At 69.1% G+C, this 16,933-nt stretch carries 17 protein-coding genes and 1 pseudogene; 10 read left to right on the forward strand and 8 right to left on the reverse strand.

Features of this window, described 5'->3' with window-relative positions:
- Nucleotides 1-56: 56 nt before the first annotated feature.
- Complete coding sequence (locus AB0N89_RS31240) at nt 57-1,202, forward strand: molecular chaperone DnaK (protein WP_364211863.1); 1,146 nt, start codon at nt 57-59, stop codon at nt 1,200-1,202.
- Nucleotides 1,199-3,553: a LuxR C-terminal-related transcriptional regulator gene (locus tag AB0N89_RS31245; RefSeq protein ID WP_364211866.1), complete on the forward strand. Its 2,355-nt coding sequence runs from the start codon at nt 1,199-1,201 to the stop codon at nt 3,551-3,553. Before AB0N89_RS31240 ends, AB0N89_RS31245 begins: the two co-directional genes overlap by 4 nt.
- Nucleotides 3,554-3,556: 3 nt before the next feature.
- On the opposite strand, the gene AB0N89_RS31250 is transcribed toward AB0N89_RS31245, so the two are convergent.
- Both AB0N89_RS31250 and AB0N89_RS31255 read right to left on the reverse strand, forming a co-directional pair.
- Nucleotides 3,557-4,636, reverse strand: coding sequence for a cytochrome P450 (locus AB0N89_RS31250; RefSeq protein ID WP_364211869.1), 1,080 nt, complete (start codon nt 4,634-4,636; stop codon nt 3,557-3,559).
- Nucleotides 4,637-4,649: 13 nt separating this feature from the next.
- Complete coding sequence (locus AB0N89_RS31255) at nt 4,650-5,300, reverse strand: AraC family transcriptional regulator (protein WP_364211872.1); 651 nt, start codon at nt 5,298-5,300, stop codon at nt 4,650-4,652.
- 212 nt (nt 5,301-5,512) lie between these two features.
- Between AB0N89_RS31255 and AB0N89_RS31260 the strand changes: the two are divergent.
- A pseudogene (locus AB0N89_RS31260) lies at nt 5,513-5,725 on the forward strand (phosphotransferase); the annotation flags it as partial.
- Here AB0N89_RS31260 and AB0N89_RS31265 read toward each other — a convergent pair.
- On the reverse strand, nt 5,703-6,302 hold the full coding sequence (locus AB0N89_RS31265; RefSeq protein WP_364211875.1) for a TetR/AcrR family transcriptional regulator: 600 nt from the start codon (nt 6,300-6,302) through the stop codon (nt 5,703-5,705). The pseudogene AB0N89_RS31260 and the gene AB0N89_RS31265 sit on opposite strands and share 23 nt — an antisense overlap.
- Nucleotides 6,303-6,408: 106 nt before the next feature.
- Here AB0N89_RS31265 and AB0N89_RS31270 point away from each other — a divergent pair, with 106 nt between their 5' ends.
- The gene (locus tag AB0N89_RS31270; protein WP_364211878.1) at nt 6,409-6,957 is read left to right on the forward strand and encodes a hypothetical protein; all 549 of its coding nucleotides are present in this window, start codon (nt 6,409-6,411) and stop codon (nt 6,955-6,957) included.
- Nucleotides 6,958-7,130: 173 nt separating this feature from the next.
- Here the strand turns inward: AB0N89_RS31270 and AB0N89_RS31275 are convergent, their stop codons facing one another.
- Complete coding sequence (locus tag AB0N89_RS31275) at nt 7,131-7,343, reverse strand: hypothetical protein (RefSeq protein ID WP_364211881.1); 213 nt, start codon at nt 7,341-7,343, stop codon at nt 7,131-7,133.
- A 100-nt stretch (nt 7,344-7,443) separates the two neighbouring features.
- Between AB0N89_RS31275 and AB0N89_RS31280 the strand changes: the two genes are divergently transcribed.
- Complete coding sequence (locus AB0N89_RS31280) at nt 7,444-8,529, forward strand: DUF222 domain-containing protein (protein WP_364211884.1); 1,086 nt, start codon at nt 7,444-7,446, stop codon at nt 8,527-8,529.
- 54 nt (nt 8,530-8,583) lie between these two features.
- Here AB0N89_RS31280 and AB0N89_RS31285 read toward each other — a convergent pair whose 3' ends face one another.
- A complete protein-coding gene (locus AB0N89_RS31285; protein WP_364211887.1) occupies nt 8,584-9,921 on the reverse strand; it encodes a hypothetical protein in 1,338 nt (445 codons plus the stop codon).
- A 235-nt stretch (nt 9,922-10,156) separates the two neighbouring features.
- Here AB0N89_RS31285 and AB0N89_RS31290 point away from each other — a divergent pair, with 235 nt between their 5' ends.
- Nucleotides 10,157-11,272 carry a M28 family metallopeptidase gene (locus AB0N89_RS31290; protein ID WP_364211890.1) on the forward strand — a complete coding sequence of 372 codons (1,116 nt, stop codon included), beginning with the start codon at nt 10,157-10,159 and terminating at the stop codon, nt 11,270-11,272.
- A gap of 7 nt (nt 11,273-11,279) precedes the next feature.
- Nucleotides 11,280-11,882, forward strand: coding sequence for a hypothetical protein (locus tag AB0N89_RS31295; RefSeq protein WP_364211893.1), 603 nt, complete (start codon nt 11,280-11,282; stop codon nt 11,880-11,882).
- On the opposite strand, the gene AB0N89_RS31300 is transcribed toward AB0N89_RS31295, so the two are convergent.
- Genes AB0N89_RS31300 through AB0N89_RS31310 form a run of 3 tightly spaced genes read right to left on the reverse strand, consistent with a single transcriptional unit; the run spans nt 11,879 to nt 14,460 of the window.
- On the reverse strand, nt 11,879-12,643 hold the full coding sequence (locus tag AB0N89_RS31300; RefSeq protein ID WP_364211896.1) for an ABC transporter ATP-binding protein: 765 nt from the start codon (nt 12,641-12,643) through the stop codon (nt 11,879-11,881). The two genes, AB0N89_RS31295 and AB0N89_RS31300, sit on opposite strands and share 4 nt — an antisense overlap.
- A gap of 2 nt (nt 12,644-12,645) precedes the next feature.
- Nucleotides 12,646-13,635 carry an ABC transporter substrate-binding protein gene (locus AB0N89_RS31305; protein WP_364211899.1) on the reverse strand — a complete coding sequence of 330 codons (990 nt, stop codon included), beginning with the start codon at nt 13,633-13,635 and terminating at the stop codon, nt 12,646-12,648.
- 12 nt (nt 13,636-13,647) lie between these two features.
- The gene (locus AB0N89_RS31310; protein ID WP_364211902.1) at nt 13,648-14,460 is read right to left on the reverse strand and encodes an ABC transporter permease; all 813 of its coding nucleotides are present in this window, start codon (nt 14,458-14,460) and stop codon (nt 13,648-13,650) included.
- Between the two features lie 103 nt (nt 14,461-14,563).
- Here AB0N89_RS31310 and AB0N89_RS31315 point away from each other — a divergent pair, with 103 nt between their 5' ends.
- From AB0N89_RS31315 to AB0N89_RS31325, 3 genes are all read left to right on the forward strand, one after another.
- On the forward strand, nt 14,564-15,604 hold the full coding sequence (locus AB0N89_RS31315; RefSeq protein ID WP_364211905.1) for a LacI family DNA-binding transcriptional regulator: 1,041 nt from the start codon (nt 14,564-14,566) through the stop codon (nt 15,602-15,604).
- Nucleotides 15,605-15,742: 138 nt separating this feature from the next.
- On the forward strand, nt 15,743-15,997 hold the full coding sequence (locus tag AB0N89_RS31320) for a hypothetical protein (RefSeq protein WP_364211914.1): 255 nt from the start codon (nt 15,743-15,745) through the stop codon (nt 15,995-15,997).
- A gap of 45 nt (nt 15,998-16,042) precedes the next feature.
- Nucleotides 16,043-16,837, forward strand: a complete 795-nt coding sequence (locus AB0N89_RS31325; protein ID WP_364211908.1) for an LmeA family phospholipid-binding protein — start codon at nt 16,043-16,045, stop codon at nt 16,835-16,837.
- Nucleotides 16,838-16,933 lie beyond the last annotated feature (96 nt).

A 16,933-nucleotide genomic window follows, 5' to 3' on the forward strand; every position in this document is an offset into this window, starting at 1 on the left:
CAGGTGAGTGGCCCTATTTGGTCCTTAGGGGCTGGTCAAGCGAAGGAGGATGCTCGTTGCCCTACGTCCTCGGCATCGATATCGCCTCGACCCGCACCACCGCCGCCACCTGCGTCAACTCCGGCGACGGCTGGGGCGTGCCCGAGCCGTCGTGGCTCGGCGCGCGCGGCCCGTCGGCGGCGTCCGCGGTGTTCCTCGACGACGACGGTTACCTGCTCACCGGGGACGCCGCCGTCGAAGCGGGTCTGTCCGCGCCCGCGCGGCTGCTGACCGGGTTCCACGAACGGGTCGGCGACGACGTGCCCGTGATCGTGGACGGCGAGCGGTTCCCGGCCGAATCCCTCAGCGCGGTCCTCGTGGACGCCGCGGTGGATCAAGCGGCCGAACGCTTCGGTGAGAAACCGCGGCGCGTGGTGCTCACGCATCCGGTCGGCTGGGGCTCGTACCGCCGTGACCTGCTGCGCCGGGCGCTGGCCGAAGCCGGATTCCCCCGTGCCGCACTGGTTCCGGCACCCGTCGCCGCCCTGCACGCGTACCTCGCCCCGCGAGGCGACGTCACCGCCGGGGTCTGCGAATTCGGCCCGGACGGCGCGGTCGTCACGATCGCCGCCGCCGGCGTCAACGGCTGGCAGCCGGTCAAAACGGTGGAAGGGGTCGACCCCGGCGAGGCCGTCGGCAAGGTCTTCGAACTCGCGCACGGCGCCGGGATCCCGCCGCAAGCGCTTGCGGGCATCGTGCTCTGCGGCGAGGCGCCCCCGGTCGCCGGTCGCACGCCGTGCCCCGTCTTCGCTTCGAGCGACCCGGTTCTCACGGTGGCGACCGGCGCGGCCAACATCGCCGCGCGACGTGACGTTCCTCGACCCGGCGGCCCCCGGTCGACCGCGGTGGAAACCGTCGAAACCACCCTTCTCCCCCGGGTCGACGCACTCGAAGAACTCACCGAGCGGCCCGAACGGCCACCGGTCGACATCACCCCGTTCCCCTTGCCAGAACGCACCGGGGCGGCGAAACTGCTCAGCCGACGCAAGCCCATCGTCGCCGGAGCCGCGGTCGTGGTGCTGGCCGCGACCACACTGTTCCTCACCCTGACCACGCGGGAAGCCACCGCGGACAAGGGTCCCGAAGCCCCTCCCGCCACCTCGAGCTCGTGCGCGCCGTCCTCCCCCGGCGTCGCGCCCACATCCCCCGAAGGTCGCTGTTGAACGCACTGCTCGACAAGCCCGGCATCATCCATCCGGGTGCCCGGCCCCTGCTCGACGAGGTGACCGCCGCCCCGGAACTCCCGGTGCGGGTCACCGTCGTCGCCCCCGGCGGGCACGGGAAGACCCATCTGCTCGGCCTGCTCGAACGCCACTACGCGGGTGCCGGGGTCGAAGCGATGCTGGTCGACGACGCCGACCAGCTCGGCGACGACGAGATCGCGAAGATCAAAGCGCTGGCGGAGGAAACGACGTCGCCCGTCGTCCTGGCCTTCCGGCCGACCGCGCGGACGACCACCTTGCGCGCGCTCGCCGATTCCTTCGGCAGGTCGGTGGCTTTGGGCGCGTTCGGCGTCGACGACGTCCGGCGGCTCGTCGAACACGCCGGCGGCGACGCGGCCACGGCGGAAGACGTCCACGTCAGAACCGGTGGCGTGCCGGGGCTCGTGCTGCGCGCGGTCACCGGCCGCCTGGCGGACTTCCGCGGCGAGCTGGAACAACTGGACGACGACGTGCACCGCTACCTGATCGCGGCGGAAGCGGGTGCGGGCCGGAATCTCGATCTCCTGGCCGCGCTGCTCAACCGCGACCGCGAAGGCCTGCCCGAGGTTTTCGACAGCGCCAGGGCGACCGGCCTTCTCGGCGAGGACGACGTCCTGCTGCCGATCGCCGCCGAAGCCGTCCGGGCCTGGGGTTCGCCGGGGCGGCGGCTGACGGTGCTGCAACGGCTGGTGGAACTCCAGCTGCGGGACGGACTTCCGGTCCTCGACCTCGCCCGATCCCTGCTGGGAACGGGAAGTTCGGGCGCGAGCGCGGCGGCGGCCTTCGAGGCGGCCGCGCGTGAGGCGATGGCCGACGACACGAAACTCGCGGCGCGGTTCTACGAAGCCGCGTCCGAGGCCGGTGGGCGCGGCGCGGCGCTCACCGTCGGCTGGGCGCACGCCGCGGCGCTGGCCGGGGACCTCGACACCGCGCTCCGGCTCGGTGACGGGATGCTCGGCGGCGCCGACGACCCTGATGTCGCCGACGCCAGGGCCGCGGGCGCCGAAGTGGCCGCGACCGTGCTGGCGCATCGCGGCGAACTGGCGCACAGCGCCGAGCTGTACCAATGGTCGGGCCGGGCCGGATCGAAGGCGTTCGCCGCGATCGCATTGCTGGGCACCGGAAAACTCGAAGCCGCGCGGGGCGTACTGGAGACTCCCGAGGTCCCGACCCTGTTCGCGGGCGCCGCTTCACGGACGGCGCGCGCGATCACCGGCTCGGTGTCGGGCTGCGGCGCCGAAACGCTGTCGGCCCTGCTGGGCGCGGCGTCGATGCTGGAATCGGCGGGAGCGCCCGCACCGCTCCCGGACAGCCCGGCCGCGCTCGCGGCGTTGGTGGGCCTGCACTCCGGCGAACTCGCGCTGGCCGAATCGGTATTGAGCCGCGCGGTGGCCGGGCGGATCGGCGGGGACCTGCTCGCGAAACGACACCGATTGCTGCTCGGCTGGGTCGCGATGACCGCGGGCGATCTCAAGACGGCCGCCGAGTCCTTGATGCCGCCGGACGGTCTCGAAGCGCGCGACGAACTCTTCGCCGCCACCCTGCACTTGGGCCTGGCGCGGCGGGCGAGCGACCTTCCCGGCCTGCAGCGTTCCTGGGACCGGGCGTATCAGGCGTCGATGCGCCAGCAGCCGGACCTGTATTCGCTGCTGCCGCTGGGCGAGCTCGCGATCGCGGCCGCCAGGGGTGGCGCGAGCGCCAAACTGGCCGGTCAGCTGGAGCGTGCGCACGCCGTGCTCGACGACCTCGGCAACCCTCCACTGTGGACGGCGACGCTGCGCTGGCACGAACTGCACGCCGCCATCACCATCGAAGATCATGCTTCGGCGGGCGAACATCTGGCCGCGCTGAACGCTTTCGCGCCGTGTGGACGCTATTCGGCTGCGCTCGCCGACGCCGCGACCTGCTGGCTCGCGGTGTTGACCGGGACCTTCGATCCCGAGGCGATCACCGCGGCCGCGTCGGAACTGCACGAACTCGGGCTCTGCTGGGACGCTTCCCGGCTGGCCGGGCAGGCGGCGATCCGGACCTCGGACCGGAAGGCGATGGTCCAGCTGCTCGAAGCGGCCCGGCAGTTCCAGGGGCGCGCTCCGGAACCCGTGGCGGCCACCGGGTTGAGCGCGCTGAGCGAACGGGAACTGGAGGTCGCCCGGCTGGTCGTCGACGGGCTGACGTACAAGCAGGCCGGCGGCAAACTGTTCATCTCGGGGAAGACCGTGGAGCACCACATGGCCCGGATCCGGGGGAAGCTCGGCGCCGGTGACCGGCGGGAGCTGCTGGCCATGCTGCGGGAACTGCTTCCCGAGGGCTGACGATCACCGGGTCACCAGAGTGGCTTTCAGGACGTCGATCCCGACCGGGGTCCGATGGGTGTCCAGATCCGCGATCCGCCAAGGCCGGGCGAGCAGAGCGGCGAGCGTGATGCGGGCTTCCAGCCGGGCGAGGTGTGCGCCCAGGCAGAAGTGGATGCCGTGCCCGAAGGACAGATGCGGGTTGGGCGTCCGGTCCGGGTCGAAGGTCTGCGGATCGGGGAAGACCTCGGGGTCCCGGTTGGCCGCCGTGATCATCGCGACGACCCGCTGGCCTGGCCGGAGTTCCTGACCGCCGAGCGTGGTGGGCCGGGTGACGAACCGATCCGTGCCGCCCGTGGGTGGCAGGTAGCGCAAGACCTCCTCGACGGCGAGGCGCAGGTCGGCCGGTTTCGGTCGGGCGACAAGGCAAAGGACGGCGTTCACGAGCAGGGTCTTGGTCGTCTCGTGGCCGTTGATCAGCAGCAGCGCGCAGAAGTCGATCAGCTCGTCCTCGGTGAGCTCTGACGCCATCAGCGTCGCGATGACGCCTGCCGGTCGTTCGAACTCCTCGCGGAAGTAGTCGCCCATTTCTTCGACCGCCTGGTCGAAGGCGATCCGGCGCGCCTCATCCGCGGTGAACGTGCCGAAGAACGACGTGATGGCCTCCGTCCAGCGGACGAAATCCGGCCATCGCGACGGCTGCACGCCGAGGAGCGAGGCGATCGTGTGCACCGACAGCGGGTACGCCACTTCCCCGATCAGGTCGAAAGTCTCCCCCGCCGAGGCGAGCAGTGTGTGGACCTTCTCCGTGATCGACGGCTCCAGCGACGACACGGCGCGGGGCGTGAAGACCTGGCTGACGATCCTGCGCAGGACGTGATGCCGGGGCGGATCCATCGCCTGGAGGCCCCGCAGCAACGGGTTCGAGCCGTGCGGGATCGGCCGGTCGCTGTAACGCAGCTCGTCGGAGGAGAACACCGCGTGCTCGGTGAGCACTCTGTCCACTTCGGAATACCGGGTGACCACCCAGCCGCCGAACGACTCGACGAACCGCACCGGGCCCGCTTCTTGCTCGTGGAAAGCGAAAATCTCCTCGACGGACATACGCTGCAGTGTGCTACCCGCCGACGCTCGCGGCTTGGAAGAAACGGACACACGACGATCCGACCGCGCGCCGGAACTCCGCGAGCATGTGCGGCTGGTCGTAAAAGCCGCTGCGGACGGCGATTTCCGCCCAATCCGGCACCGAAGACGACCGCGCCAGGGCCATCGCCCGGTGCAACCGCACCACGCGCGCGTACGCCTTGGGGCTCAACCCGACCGTCACCAGGAACCGCCGCCGCAACTGCCGCTCGGACAACCCGGCGGCCGCCGCGTGCCGGTACACCGGCGCCCCGGGGTTCGCGCGCATGGCTTGGAGCACCTGCTTCACTGCCGGATCGGGCGGACGGGCCGACGCTCGCAACGCCCGCAATCCGGCGTCGAACCCGTCACCGGGGAACGGCATCCCGGCCACGGGCACCTCGTCCGCGGCGATCCCCAGTACCGAGGCACACGTCCCCGGCCGCAACCGCACGCCCGTCAAGGGTTCGGTCAGGTTCCCGGTCCTGGCCTCGGTCTCCGGTCCGGTCAACCACAGCGAACCGTCCGCGAACACCAGCAGGTCCACGGCCGGTTGCGGCAGGGCGGGCGGCAGTTCCCCCTCACGTCGCCACACCCGGCTGACGCGGTCAGCCAGGTCCGAGGGTGGCGCGAAGTCGCCGTTCACGCCCTGATTGGACCCCGGCGCGGCCTTGATCCGCCAGCGAAATACCCGGTTGATCAGGTTCCGGGGCCATGGAACCCTGATGCCGCCTATTCATGGGAGCTGCTCTTGACCATCGAGAAAACCCCGGTGATCGACGCCGCGCTGGCGAGGCGTCTGGTCGACACACAGTTCCCGCGGTGGGCCGCGTCGCCGCTGCGCCTGCTCGTTCCGGCCCGGCTTGTGACCTGGTCATCGCCTTCACCCTCATGTCGGCGGAAACCCGGGCCACCTTCCGTGCCGCACTCGGGGTGGACGACGCCACCTGGACTCGCGGGCGCGGCTGGGCACTGGCGACAGGCTTGAACGCCTATGTTTCCTACGCCGCCGTCAATCCGCGCGTCGCCGCGCAGACCACCCGGCAAATCATCGAGGCCCTCGTCGGCTGACAGTGACGTGAAACTGTAGCAGGTCTTCGACGCCCTGAAGGAAGGTTTCGCAGATCGGTTCAGGGTCGGACAGGCAGCCGGTGGCCATCGCTCCGTCCCGCATCAGGACGAAACACCGGGCGGCGGGTTCGGCCGGTGTCCCTCCGGCCTGGGCCAGCACTTCGGTGATCACGCGCGAGAACCATTCGCGGTGCGCGAGGACCGCTTTGTGCACGGGGTGGGCCGGGTCCGGGTACTCGGCGGCGGCGTTGAGGAAGGCGCAGCCGCGGAAGCCGGGCGACCGGATGCCCTCCGCGATGGCTTCGGCGATCGCCCGGAGGGTGTCGAGCGCCGCCGCCTTCCGGGCCAGGATGGCGTCCACCTGACCGCGGAAGGCATGATCGGCTTCCTGCAGGTAGTAGACGATCAGGTCGTCCTTGCCGGGGAAGTGCCGGTACAGGGTCGCGCGGGTCACCTTCGCCTCGACCACGATCCGGTCGATGCCGACGGAGTGGATGCCCTCCGTGTAGAAGAGCCTGGTCGCCGTGGCGAGCAGCTTGGACCGCGCTTCGGAGGCTTGGCCGCGGACGTTCGTCATTACCAGCATCTTACGGGATAGAACGTTCGGTCTTGACGCGGCGACGGCGACCTGCCAGTGTCCAAGTAGACCGAACGTTCTCCTCTCCACAATCCAAGGAGCTCTCGTGAGCAGCCAAGCCGTCGCCGCGCCCACCCTCGCGCCCACTCTGCGACGCCTGTACTTCGTTCGCTTCGGCTTCGCCCTCGTTTGGGCCGGCCTGTTGTTCACCAGCGCGTCGAAGCTCGGGCCGATCAGTGTCGCGCTGCTCGTGCTGTACCCGCTGTTCGACGTTGTCGCCGCCTTCATCGACCTTCGCTCATCAGGGAACACGCCGGGCCTGTACGTGAACATCGCGACCAGCGGGATCGCGGGCATCGGTCTCGCGCTCGCCGCCGGCTCCGGCATCCCGGCGGTCCTGCGCATATGGGGAGCCTGGGCGATCGTCTCGGGTCTAGTCCAGCTCGCCGTCGGTATCAGCCGCCGCAAGCTGGGCGGTCAAGGCGCGATGATCGCCAGCGGCGCCATTTCCACAGTCGCCGGGACATCCTTCATCCTGCAAGCCACGCAGCCGAGCGCGTCGCTGGTCAATCTGGCCGGATACGCCGCTCTTGGCGGGTTGTTCTTTCTCGTCTCGGCGATCCGCCTCGGCCGTCGCCCCTCTGACGCGCACTGAATCTCGACGATCACGCCGCGGCGGGGCCTCATCTCACCCCGCCGCGCCCACTGCGGACAGGCAGGATTCCCGAGCCTTGACACTTTGCTCGAACCGCTTACGCGGCATCCTTGTCACGTGCCCGGCGAACAGCTCGGTTCCAGGCTTACACGAGACAGAGGAACGCCTTCGCCTCACTCGACGGCGGGCGCGATCACAACATCGTCAACGGCGGCATCCTGCTGACTCACACTTCGCTCAGCCAACCCAGCTGACCGCATCGTCGTTGCCTCGCTTGAGCGGGAGCCTTCAAGACCCGACTCAGCGTTGCTCACTTTCATCACCGGACCGTTCACTCTCCGCTTAAATTCTTGGTCGAGTTCGAACGTGCGTTCGAGTATGATCATGGGCATGACCACATCTCTCGTTTACAACCCGAAAGCCGCTCGCTTTCTTGACACCGCGTTCGACGAAGAGATTTCGCTTCGTCGGACACAAAGCCGTCAGGTGCGAGCGTTAGCCGACTTCGCCGCTCTCGCCGGTTCGCGAAGATCGGTGACCGAGGAGGTCGCCTTGCGCTTCTCGGTCACCCGCAATCACGCCCACCTGCTCGTCGAAACGTCCTGCGCCCTGGTGGCCCGCCTGCCGAACACGCTGGCGGCGCTGGAGCGCGGCGACATCGACCTGTACAAGGCCTCGAAGGTCAGCCAACTGACCCGCGAGGTGCCGGACGAGATCGCCGCCCAGGTGGACGCCTGGATGGCCGGACGTCTCGCCGGCCGTGATCCCGCCGCGATCCGGAGTTCGGTGAGCTACGCCGTCCAGAAGTTCGACTATGCCGGCTATCACGAACGAGCCACCAGGAAACGCGCCCAACGGCACATCTCGTTGGAGCACAAGGACGAAACCATGTCCACCCTGTCCGGCTACCTTCCCACCGAACTGGCAAGTTCCATCTACGCGTCGATGAGCCGGGCCGCGAAAGCCCGGCGGAACAAGGACAAGTCCCGCACTCTCGACCAGCATCGCGCGGACGTGTTCGCCGAACGGCTCTTGGCCGAGGACGGCCACGGCAAACCGCGGGCGCACATCCAGGTCTATGTCGACTTCTTGACCCTCATCGGCGCCCGCAAGGACCCCGCGATCCTCGCGGGCTACGGCCCCGTCCCCGACTGGCTGGTCCGCGAGATCGCTTCCGACCCCGAGTCGACCTGGTCGCGGCTGATCACCAATCCCGCCAACGGCCAGGTACTCGAAGCGGGCCCCGGCAAATATCGGTCACCCGCCTCGTTGGCACGGCTGATCATGGCGAGGGATCGCGAGTGCACCCAGCCGGGCTGCCACCGGCCCGGACAGTTCTGCGAAATCGACCACATCGTCTCCTGGGCCCGCGACGGCGAGACCAACCATCACAACTGCCACCTGCACTGCAAGGGACACAACCTGCTTCGCGAGGAACCCGGCTGGTCGGCCGAACCCACCGGCAACGGCGGCATGATCATCACCACGCCGAGTGGCCACACCTACGAGACGTCGCCGGAGCCGCTCCACGAACCTCGCACGGAGCCCGAGGAGGACACACCTTCGCCTTGAGCACCGCTGCCGCCGCCCGCAAGTGCGATCCCGACGAACTCGCCCGTGTCGCCATCATTTCCGCGTCTTCAAGGCCTTCAAAGCAGCTCGAACCACCCGTCGCGAGGGATCCTCGACCATGGGCTCCACCAGCTCGACCGGGACGGCGTCCAGAATCCGAAGCGCCCCAACGGCTTGAGCCCGAATGCGAGCCAGCGGATGCTTCAGCAGCGGATGCAGCGACGGTCCGTCCTCGGCCCGCCCCGACTCCGCGAGCCCGGCGATGGCACCGAGCGAAGGCTGCCCACCGGCGACCGCGGACCGGTACCAAGCGACGGCGTCCGTACCCGTACGACGAGCGGCATCCCTGGCCAGCGCGCGGATCAGCGAAGAGCGATCGTCGAGCAGCGTGACGATCTCCTCCAGGTGCCCGAGCCGGGCGAGCCCGGTCAACGCGCTGATCCGTACCTCGTCGTGCCGGCAGGCCGCCAGCTTGCGCAAGACGTCCACGCGACCGGTCCAAACGGCCTCGCGGGCCGCGGCTCCACCAGCGCGCGCACGGAGGCTCTTGTCGAAGTTCCTCAAAGCGAGCCGGGTGAGTTCGTCGAGTTTGAAGTCGCCCCTCCGGGTCCGCACCTCGAACACGAACCTGCGCACAGCGAGGTTCACGGATTGGAGCAACTGGTCGAGCACCCGTGCGGGAGCGTCGTAAGCGGCCGCGTACAACTGTTGCACCCCGAAGCCGCCGCGGTAGCGACGCCCGAGGTGGAGCATCGTTTCGGCGGCCGCCTGCAAGTAGGTCGCCGGGGCGTCGTGCAGAAGCCGGACGACACCCATGCGAGCGAGGTCGCTGACCGGCGACACCCAATCCGTCATGCGCAGGAGCAAGAAAGGAAGGATCGTCGGATCAGGTTTCTCCACCAGCGCCGTGACCGCGAGCTCTCGGATCCGGCCATCGCCGTGCGAAGCGGCGAGGACGATCGCCAGCGGCCCGGCCTTACCTGCCTTCAGCCGCCGGGCGGCGTCACCCAGAACCCGCTGATGACGCCAGTACTCGTCAAGGGTCGCGACGAGCGCCGCGTTTTCGGTGATCACTTCGAACGCGGCCGCGATCTCGGTGGCGTCGCCGGATTTGTCGACGCGCAGAAGCACCTCGACGAGCACATCGGCACGACTGCCCCGGCTCTCCAGCGTTTCCTGGAGTGCGTCGGCCACGGAGGTCCTTTTCCCGAAGATCACCCGGTGATACTCCCTGATCCACCACCCATCGCGCTCATCCTTTTCGCGGGTAGACGCCCGAAGACCGGACGCGTAGGAACGAAGAATGGCTGAGGAAAGGTCCAGAAGAGTTTTCCTGTCCACGTCGGCTGTACTGTCTTCGGCTGCCCTCTCGGCAGTCGCTCTCGGATCCACCGCCCTCACCGGAGTCCCGGCGGGCGCCCGGCAACCAGGTGATCGAGGTCCCGGCGAAACCCTCTCGCCACAACGGCCTGACGCGGAGCTGCGCGCGATTCTCCGGGAAATCGACGAACACCGAATCGAGGCGACCGTACGCAGGCTCGCGGCCTTCGGGACGCGACACACGTTGTCCTCGCAGACCGACCCCGTCCGGGGAATCGGGGCGGCTCGCGACTGGATCTTCGCGGAGATGAGGGAATCCGCGGAGCGTTCGGGCGGCCGGATGACGATCGAGCTGCAGTCGTACGTGCAACAGCCCGCTCCGCCCCGGATCCCCGTCGCCACCACGATCACCAACGTCGTCGCCACCTTGCGCGGCTCCACCACACCGGAGCGGGTCTACGTCGTGTCGGGCCACTACGACTCGCGGTGTTCCGATCCGCTCGACGCGACAAAGGACGCTCCCGGCGCCGACGACGACGCCTCCGGAGTGGCCGTCGCGATGGAACTCGCCCGGGTGATGGCCACCCGCCGCCCGGGCGCGACCATCGTGTTCGCCGCGGTCGCGGGCGAGGAGCAGGGCCTCTTCGGGGCGCGGCACATGGCCACGCGGTTCAAAACGGCGGGCACGAACGTGCAGGCGATGTTCACCAACGACATCGTCGGATCGAGCCGGGCGGACGACGGGACGCGTGACCCGCGCACGATCCGCTTGTTCGCCGAGGGCGTGCCGACGTCGGAAACCCCGGCACAGGCGGAGATCCGGCGCTCGGTCGGCGGTGAGAACGATTCGCCGTCCCGCCAGCTGGCCCGGTTCGTGCGCTCGGTCGCGGAGAACGACGCGACCGGCATGTCCGTGCGGGTGATCTACCGGCGCGACCGCTATCTCCGAGGCGGCGACCACATCCCGTTCCTGGAGCAGGGATATCCGGCAGCGCGGTTCACCGAGCCGCACGAGGACTACGCGCACCAGCACCAGGACGTCCGGGTGGAGAACGGCAAGCAGTTCGGCGACCTGCCGGAGTTCTGCGACTTCCCGTTCATCGCCCGGGTCGCGCGGGTGAACGCCGCCACGCTGTGGTCGCTGGCGACCGCGCCCGGAGCCCCGGAGGACGTCCGGATCCGGACGAACCAGCTGACGAACGACACGGATCTGGTGTGGCGGCGTGGATCCGACCCGGATCTCGCCGGGTACGAGGTCGTCTGGCGCGAGACGACGGAAGCCGACTGGACACACTCGATCGGAGTCGGCGACAAGACCGAGGCTAAAGTGGATCTGTCGAAGGACAACGTGTTCTTCGGTGTCCGCGCGGTCGGGAAGAACGGCCGCCGCGGTCCGGTCGCGTTTCCGACACCTTTGAGCTGATGCCACGATGACAGTCACGCCCGACGACCTCGACACCGCGATCCTGAGCGTGACCAGCGTGCTGAGTCAGGCGTCGGGACGTGACTGGTCGCAGGCGCCGGCCACCGGCGAGCTGAACGCCTGGCGGACGGCCGAACACCTCGGCGACTGCCTCATTTCCTACGCCGGGTTGCTGATCGCTCGGCCGTCGACGTCACGGTTCGTCTGCTTCGAAGCCGTCGCCGAGAAGACCGCGACGCCGTCGGAGCTGCTGGAGTTCGTCACGGTCGGCGGCCGCATCCTGGGCGCCGTCCTCCGCACGACGTCCCCGGACGTCCTCGCGTTCCACCCGAGTGGCCACGCCGACCTCGAAGGCTTCGCCGGTATGGGCTGCGTCGAGGCCCTGGTCCACGGCGAGGACATGGCCAGGGGCCTCGGCGTCACCCTCGATCCGCCGCGCGACGTCTGCTCGCGAGTGCTCGCGCGGATGTTCCCGGAGGTCGACGCCGACGACGTCGACCCTTGGACGGCGTTGCTGTGGGCGACGGACCGGACGGGACTTCCCGGGCGGCCCTCCCGTGCTGGCTGGCAATGGCGGGCCGCCCCCTGGGAAGATCGACCGGCCGGCTAGCCGAGCAACCGCCGGATGTGTGCGGTGGCCGCGCTGAATTCGGGCCGCGCCAACGTCTCCGAGTACTCCCGTTCCTCCGGCAGCTCCACCGGGATGAGTTCGCGCACCGCTCCCGGCCGCGCGGTCATCACCACCACCCGGTTGGCCAGGTAGACCGCCTCGGCGATGGAATGCGTCACGAGCAGGACAGTGGTGCCCGGTTCCCGCCAGATCCGCCGCAGTTCGACGTTCATCTGCTCGCGGGTGAGCGCGTCCAGCGCGCCGAACGGCTCGTCCATCAGCAGCACCCGCGGCCGGTGCAGCAGCGCCCGGCACAACGCGACTCGCTGCTGCATCCCGCCGGAGAGTTCGTGGGGCAACGCGTCCTCGAAGCCGGCGAGTCCGGTCATGGCGATGAGTTCGCCGGCCCGGCGGGCCGCCTCGGCCGCGTCCATCCCGCGCATCTCCGCCTGCAGCAGGATGTTGCGCCGGACCGAACGCCATTCCAGCAAGGCCGCGCGCTGGAACACGTAGCCGATGTCGTGCCGCGGCCCGGTGACCGGTTCGCCGAGCAGCCGCACCGCGCCCGAAGACGGTTTCAGCAGGCCGGAAACGAGCTTCAGCAGCGTCGACTTCCCGCAGCCGGACGGCCCCACGATCGAGACGAACTCGCCGGGCTCGATCGACAGCGAGACCTCGCTGATCGCCGTGACGTCGATTTTCTTGGACCGGAAGCGCACGGCGGCGGAGTCGAGTTCGACCGCGGCCGTCCTGAGTGTCACAGTCATCCCTTGGGTGCCACGCTTTCTTCCCAGTACGCGCCCGGTTCCCGCGCCTCGGTGATCACGCCGGTCCGCAGGAACGTGTCGATCGTCGACTTCCAGTCCGCGGCGGAGTTCACGCCCGGCCCGGAACCCTTGGTCGCGTCGGTGTGCAGCAACGTCACCGTGGTCTTGAACTGCTCCAGCAGCACAGCGGGCGACGGCAGCTGCTGCGATGCCCCCTTCATGGTGTCGACGGCGGCCTGCGGCTCCTTCTCGGCGGCCGACCAGGCCTCCGCCGTGGCGGCGACCATGCGCTTCACCAGGTCCGGATCCTTGGTGAGCGTGCTCCCCGAGGTGATCAGGCCGTTGCTGTAGTAGTTCAGCCCGAACTCGGAGAACCGCAGGTAGGACACCGGCTTCCCGGCCTTCTCCTGGATCGTCGGTCCCTGATCGGAAGCGAATCCGAGCAGGACGTCGACGCGGCCGGACAGGACCGCGGCCATCTTGCCCGCCGGATCGATGTTCTGGATCTGGACGTCGTTCTCGGCCATCCCGTTCTGCTTGAGGAAAGCGGGGAACGTCTTCGTCAGCGCGTCACCGGCGGTGGTGGCGACCTTGCGCCCCTTGAGGTCCTGCGGCTTGGTGATGTTCTTTTCCTGGAAGAACTGGACCGACGCGGGAGTCGTCTGCAGGAAGACGCCGACGCTCTTCACCGCGAAACCCTGTTCGACGGCGACGGCCAGCGCGGACGTGTCGGCCCAGCCGAAATCCGTCTGGTTCGCGGCGGCGGCCTGCACGGTCTTACCGGAGCCCTGTCCCGCTTGGATCTTCAGATCGATCCCGTGTTTGGCGAAGATCCCTTGTTTGACGCCGTAATAGAACGGCGCGTGTTCGCCGTACGGGTACCAGTTGAGGGTCAGGGTCACCGCTTTGGTGTCCGAACCTGTCCCGCAGCCGGCGATCACCAGGGTCGCGGCGAGCAGGACGGCGAGTATCGCTGGTTTCCTCATCGCAACCCCTTGCTAGATGGTGGTGGTGACGGCCTCGGCCCGGCGGCTCGCGTGCCACGGGAGCACGAGGCGTTCGGCGATTTCGAGCAGCACGAACAGGACGACGCCGACGACGGACATCACGATCAGCCCGGCGAACAGCATCGGTGTGTCGAGGTTTCCGTTGGCCTGCAGGATCAGATAGCCGAGCCCCTCGTTGGCGCCGACGAACTCGCCGACCACCGCGCCGGTGACGGCCAGCGTCACGGCGACCTTGAGACCCGCGAAAAGCTGCGGCAGCGAGGCGGGGAACCGGATCTTCCAGAACGTCTTGAGCGGACCGCCGCCCATCACCGACGCGAGCTGCAGCATCTCCGGATCGACCGATTTCAGCCCGGTGACCATCGAGATCACCACCGGGAAGAACGCGATCAGCACGGCGACGAGGATCTTCGGTTCCAGCCCGAACCCGAGCCACACCACGAACAGCGGCGCGATCGCGATCTTCGGGATGACCTGCGCGAACAACAGGACCGGATAGACGGTCCGCTCCACGGTGGCCGACGACACCAGCGCCACCGCGGTGAGGACACCGACGAGCGCGGCGAGGACGAAACCCAGCACCGTCTCGTAGGTGGTGACCCAGGTGTGCTGCCACAGATACGGCCACTGACCGATCAGGACGTCCAAGGTGGCCGCAGGCGAGGGCACCAGGTACGGCTCGATGAGCCCGGTGGTGTCCGTCACCAGCTGCCAGAGAAGCACCAGCACGGCGAGCAGGGCCACCGGCCGCCATGTCCGTTCGAGCAGGCCTTCGGCCGCCGTGTTCCGGCGAGTGATCTTCATCGAACCTCCCGCACCGACCCCCAGGGTGAAAACGCTTTCTGAAAGCGCTTTCCGGCGTACCGTAGAATCCGCAGGCCACAGGGGTCAAGGGGGAGGAGCACGAATGGTCCAACGGGCCCAGAGCACTCTCGGCGACGTCGCGAAGGCGGCCGGGGTCTCACTCGCGACCGCGTCCAGGGTGCTCAACGGCACCGCGAGTGTCGGCCCGGCCCTGCGCGACCGGGTGGTTCAGGCGGCCGAGAGGCTGGCCTACTCCCCCAACGCGCACGCGCAGGCGCTCGCCCGTTCGTCCAGCCGCACGGTCGGGGTGATCTGCCACGACGTCGGCGATCCGTACTTCGCCGGCATCGCGCGCGGCGTGATGCGCGCGGCGAACCGCCACGATCTCCAGGTGGTCCTCGGCAGCACGTTCCGCGACCCGGACCGCGAAGTCGCCTACACCTCGATGATGCGCGGACACCGCGTGTGCGCGATGTTGCTGATCGGCTCCGGCTTCGAGGACCGGGCGCGTCAGGCGGGACTGCGTCAGGAGTTGGACCGCTACCGCGCGAACGGCGGACGGGTCGCGGTGATCAGCAGGCATCGCGGCCTGCGGGCCGACGCGGTCCTGCCGGAGAACCGGGAAGGCGCGGCCGACCTGGCGCGCGCCCTGCTCGGACTCGGGCACCGCCGGTTCGCCGTCCTGTCCGGTCCCCCGCTGCTCACGACGGTCGTCGACCGCGTCGGCGGCTTCCTCGGCGCTCTCGCCGACGCCGGAGTCGCCGTGGAGCGCGAAGACATCATCGAAGCTCCCTTCACCCGCGACGGCGGTTACGAGGCCGCCCACCAGCTCATCGACCGCGGCCTGCGCGCCACCTGCGTCTTCGCCTCGACCGACGTCATGGCCGCGGGCGCGCTCGCGGCGCTGCGCGACCACGGCATCGGAGTGCCCGGCGACGTCTCGCTCGCCGGATTCGACGACATCCCGACGATCCGCGACCTGACCCCGCCACTGACCACAGTGGCGCTGCCGCTGGAAGACCTCGGCGAGCGCGTGCTGGAGCTGGCGATGCTGCCGGAACGCGCCGGCCGGGCGCGGATCGAACGGGTCCGCGGCCACGTCGTCCTGCGCGAAAGCACGGCTCATCACCCCGGCGGTTCCTGACCGTCACCGACGTCCTACGAGGAGTACGCGGGTACGGCCAATCGGCGCAACTTCGCCGTTGAAACGTTTGCCACGGCGGAATCCGGGAACTTTGCCGCCATGTCCAGATGGCGAACCACCAGTAGGAGCAACACCGCCGTGCGGGTCATCACCGGCATCGGCGCCCTGTTCGCTTTCATCGAGTTGCTGTACATGGTCATGGTGCTCGCGGGAGCCAACGCGGGCAACGGTTTCTTCATCTTCATCAAGGCGCTGGCCGTACCGCTGGCGTTGTTCTGGCCGGGGCTTTTCCCGGTGAGTGATCCGAATCTCGCGGTCATCCTCGACTACGGCCTGGCCGCCGCGTTCTGGGTGATCGTGGCGGGCGTGATCGCCCGTTTCGCGGCCCGCTGACCCCCTGCGGCGGCATCCGGCGTCCCGTTCGGCGACACTGGTCGGATGAGCGAAGGCAGATGGTTCGAGCTGAACCCCCTTCCCGAGCTGTTCGGCCTGGCCGCCGCCGGGCGGGCGCTGCTGCCCAACGTGCCCGTCACCCCGGCCGCGGTGCTGAAGACCGTGACCGAACAGCTGGTGGGGCGACGGCTGACCGCCAGAGTGGACGGCCACGACGTCGGGCTCACCCTGACCGGGCTCGACTACCAGGCCGACAGTCTCAGCCTCGCCGCCACCGGCCGGATCGGCGACGTCCGCATCGTCGTCGAGGATGTCGACTGGCCGGAAACCCCGCTGAGGCGCATCACCGTCCTGGCGTCGAACGTCCGTCTCCGCTCGCTCCCGTCCCCGGCGGCCATCCCCGAACAGGTGAAGATGGCGATCCGGGTGGCACCCGAAGTCCTGCAGGAACGCGTGGCCGAGGTCCGGCCGGGCATCATCGTGACCCCCGGCGACGACGGGCATTTCCACATTCGTTGGGAGAAGCGCCCGCGCTGGGGACACCTGGCGCTGGAGTCCACTGTGGAGGACGACGCCGTCGTGCTCCGGCCGATGTCCGTCCACATCGGACGACGCCGGTTCGGCCCGCCGTCGCGGCTCAAGCCGATCGTGCTGCCGATGCCCGGACTCCCCCAAGGGATCCGGCTCACCGCGGTCGAGGCGCACGACGGTCACCTGGTCCTGCACGCGCTGGCGGAGGAATGGCCGGAGAAGCTGTCCACCATCCCGCTCGGCGACCTGCTGGGCTGGGTCACCACGGCGGTGACCACCTTGACCCTGCCCCGGCTCGGCGGTCGTTGACGTTCCGTGAAGGCCTCCTTGAGGGACCCTGGGTCCCTCAAGGAGGCCTTCACGGACTTGACACCCGGGCAGGGACACCTTTGCCTTACCCCTCAA

Origin of the sequence: Amycolatopsis sp. NPDC089917, assembly GCF_040684635.1 — a bacterium.
Classification (GTDB): Bacteria; Actinomycetota; Actinomycetes; order Mycobacteriales; family Pseudonocardiaceae; genus Amycolatopsis.

Excerpts from the sequence above, each read along its gene's own strand:
- AB0N89_RS31250 (WP_364211869.1), bottom strand. The coding sequence starts at position 4,636 with ATGTCCGTCGAGGAGATTTTCGCTTTCCACGAGCAAGAAGCGGGCCCG.
- AB0N89_RS31275 (WP_364211881.1), bottom strand. The coding sequence starts at position 7,343 with ATGATCATACTCGAACGCACGTTCGAACTCGACCAAGAATTTAAGCGG.
- AB0N89_RS31290 (WP_364211890.1), top strand. The coding sequence starts at position 10,157 with ATGAGGGAATCCGCGGAGCGTTCGGGCGGCCGGATGACGATCGAGCTG.
- AB0N89_RS31305 (WP_364211899.1), bottom strand. The coding sequence starts at position 13,635 with ATGAGGAAACCAGCGATACTCGCCGTCCTGCTCGCCGCGACCCTGGTG.
- AB0N89_RS31315 (WP_364211905.1), top strand. The coding sequence starts at position 14,564 with ATGGTCCAACGGGCCCAGAGCACTCTCGGCGACGTCGCGAAGGCGGCC.
- AB0N89_RS31265 (WP_364211875.1), bottom strand. The coding sequence starts at position 6,302 with ATGACGAACGTCCGCGGCCAAGCCTCCGAAGCGCGGTCCAAGCTGCTC.
- AB0N89_RS31310 (WP_364211902.1), bottom strand. The coding sequence starts at position 14,460 with ATGAAGATCACTCGCCGGAACACGGCGGCCGAAGGCCTGCTCGAACGG.
- AB0N89_RS31295 (WP_364211893.1), top strand. The coding sequence starts at position 11,280 with ATGACAGTCACGCCCGACGACCTCGACACCGCGATCCTGAGCGTGACC.
- AB0N89_RS31325 (WP_364211908.1), top strand. The coding sequence starts at position 16,043 with ATGAGCGAAGGCAGATGGTTCGAGCTGAACCCCCTTCCCGAGCTGTTC.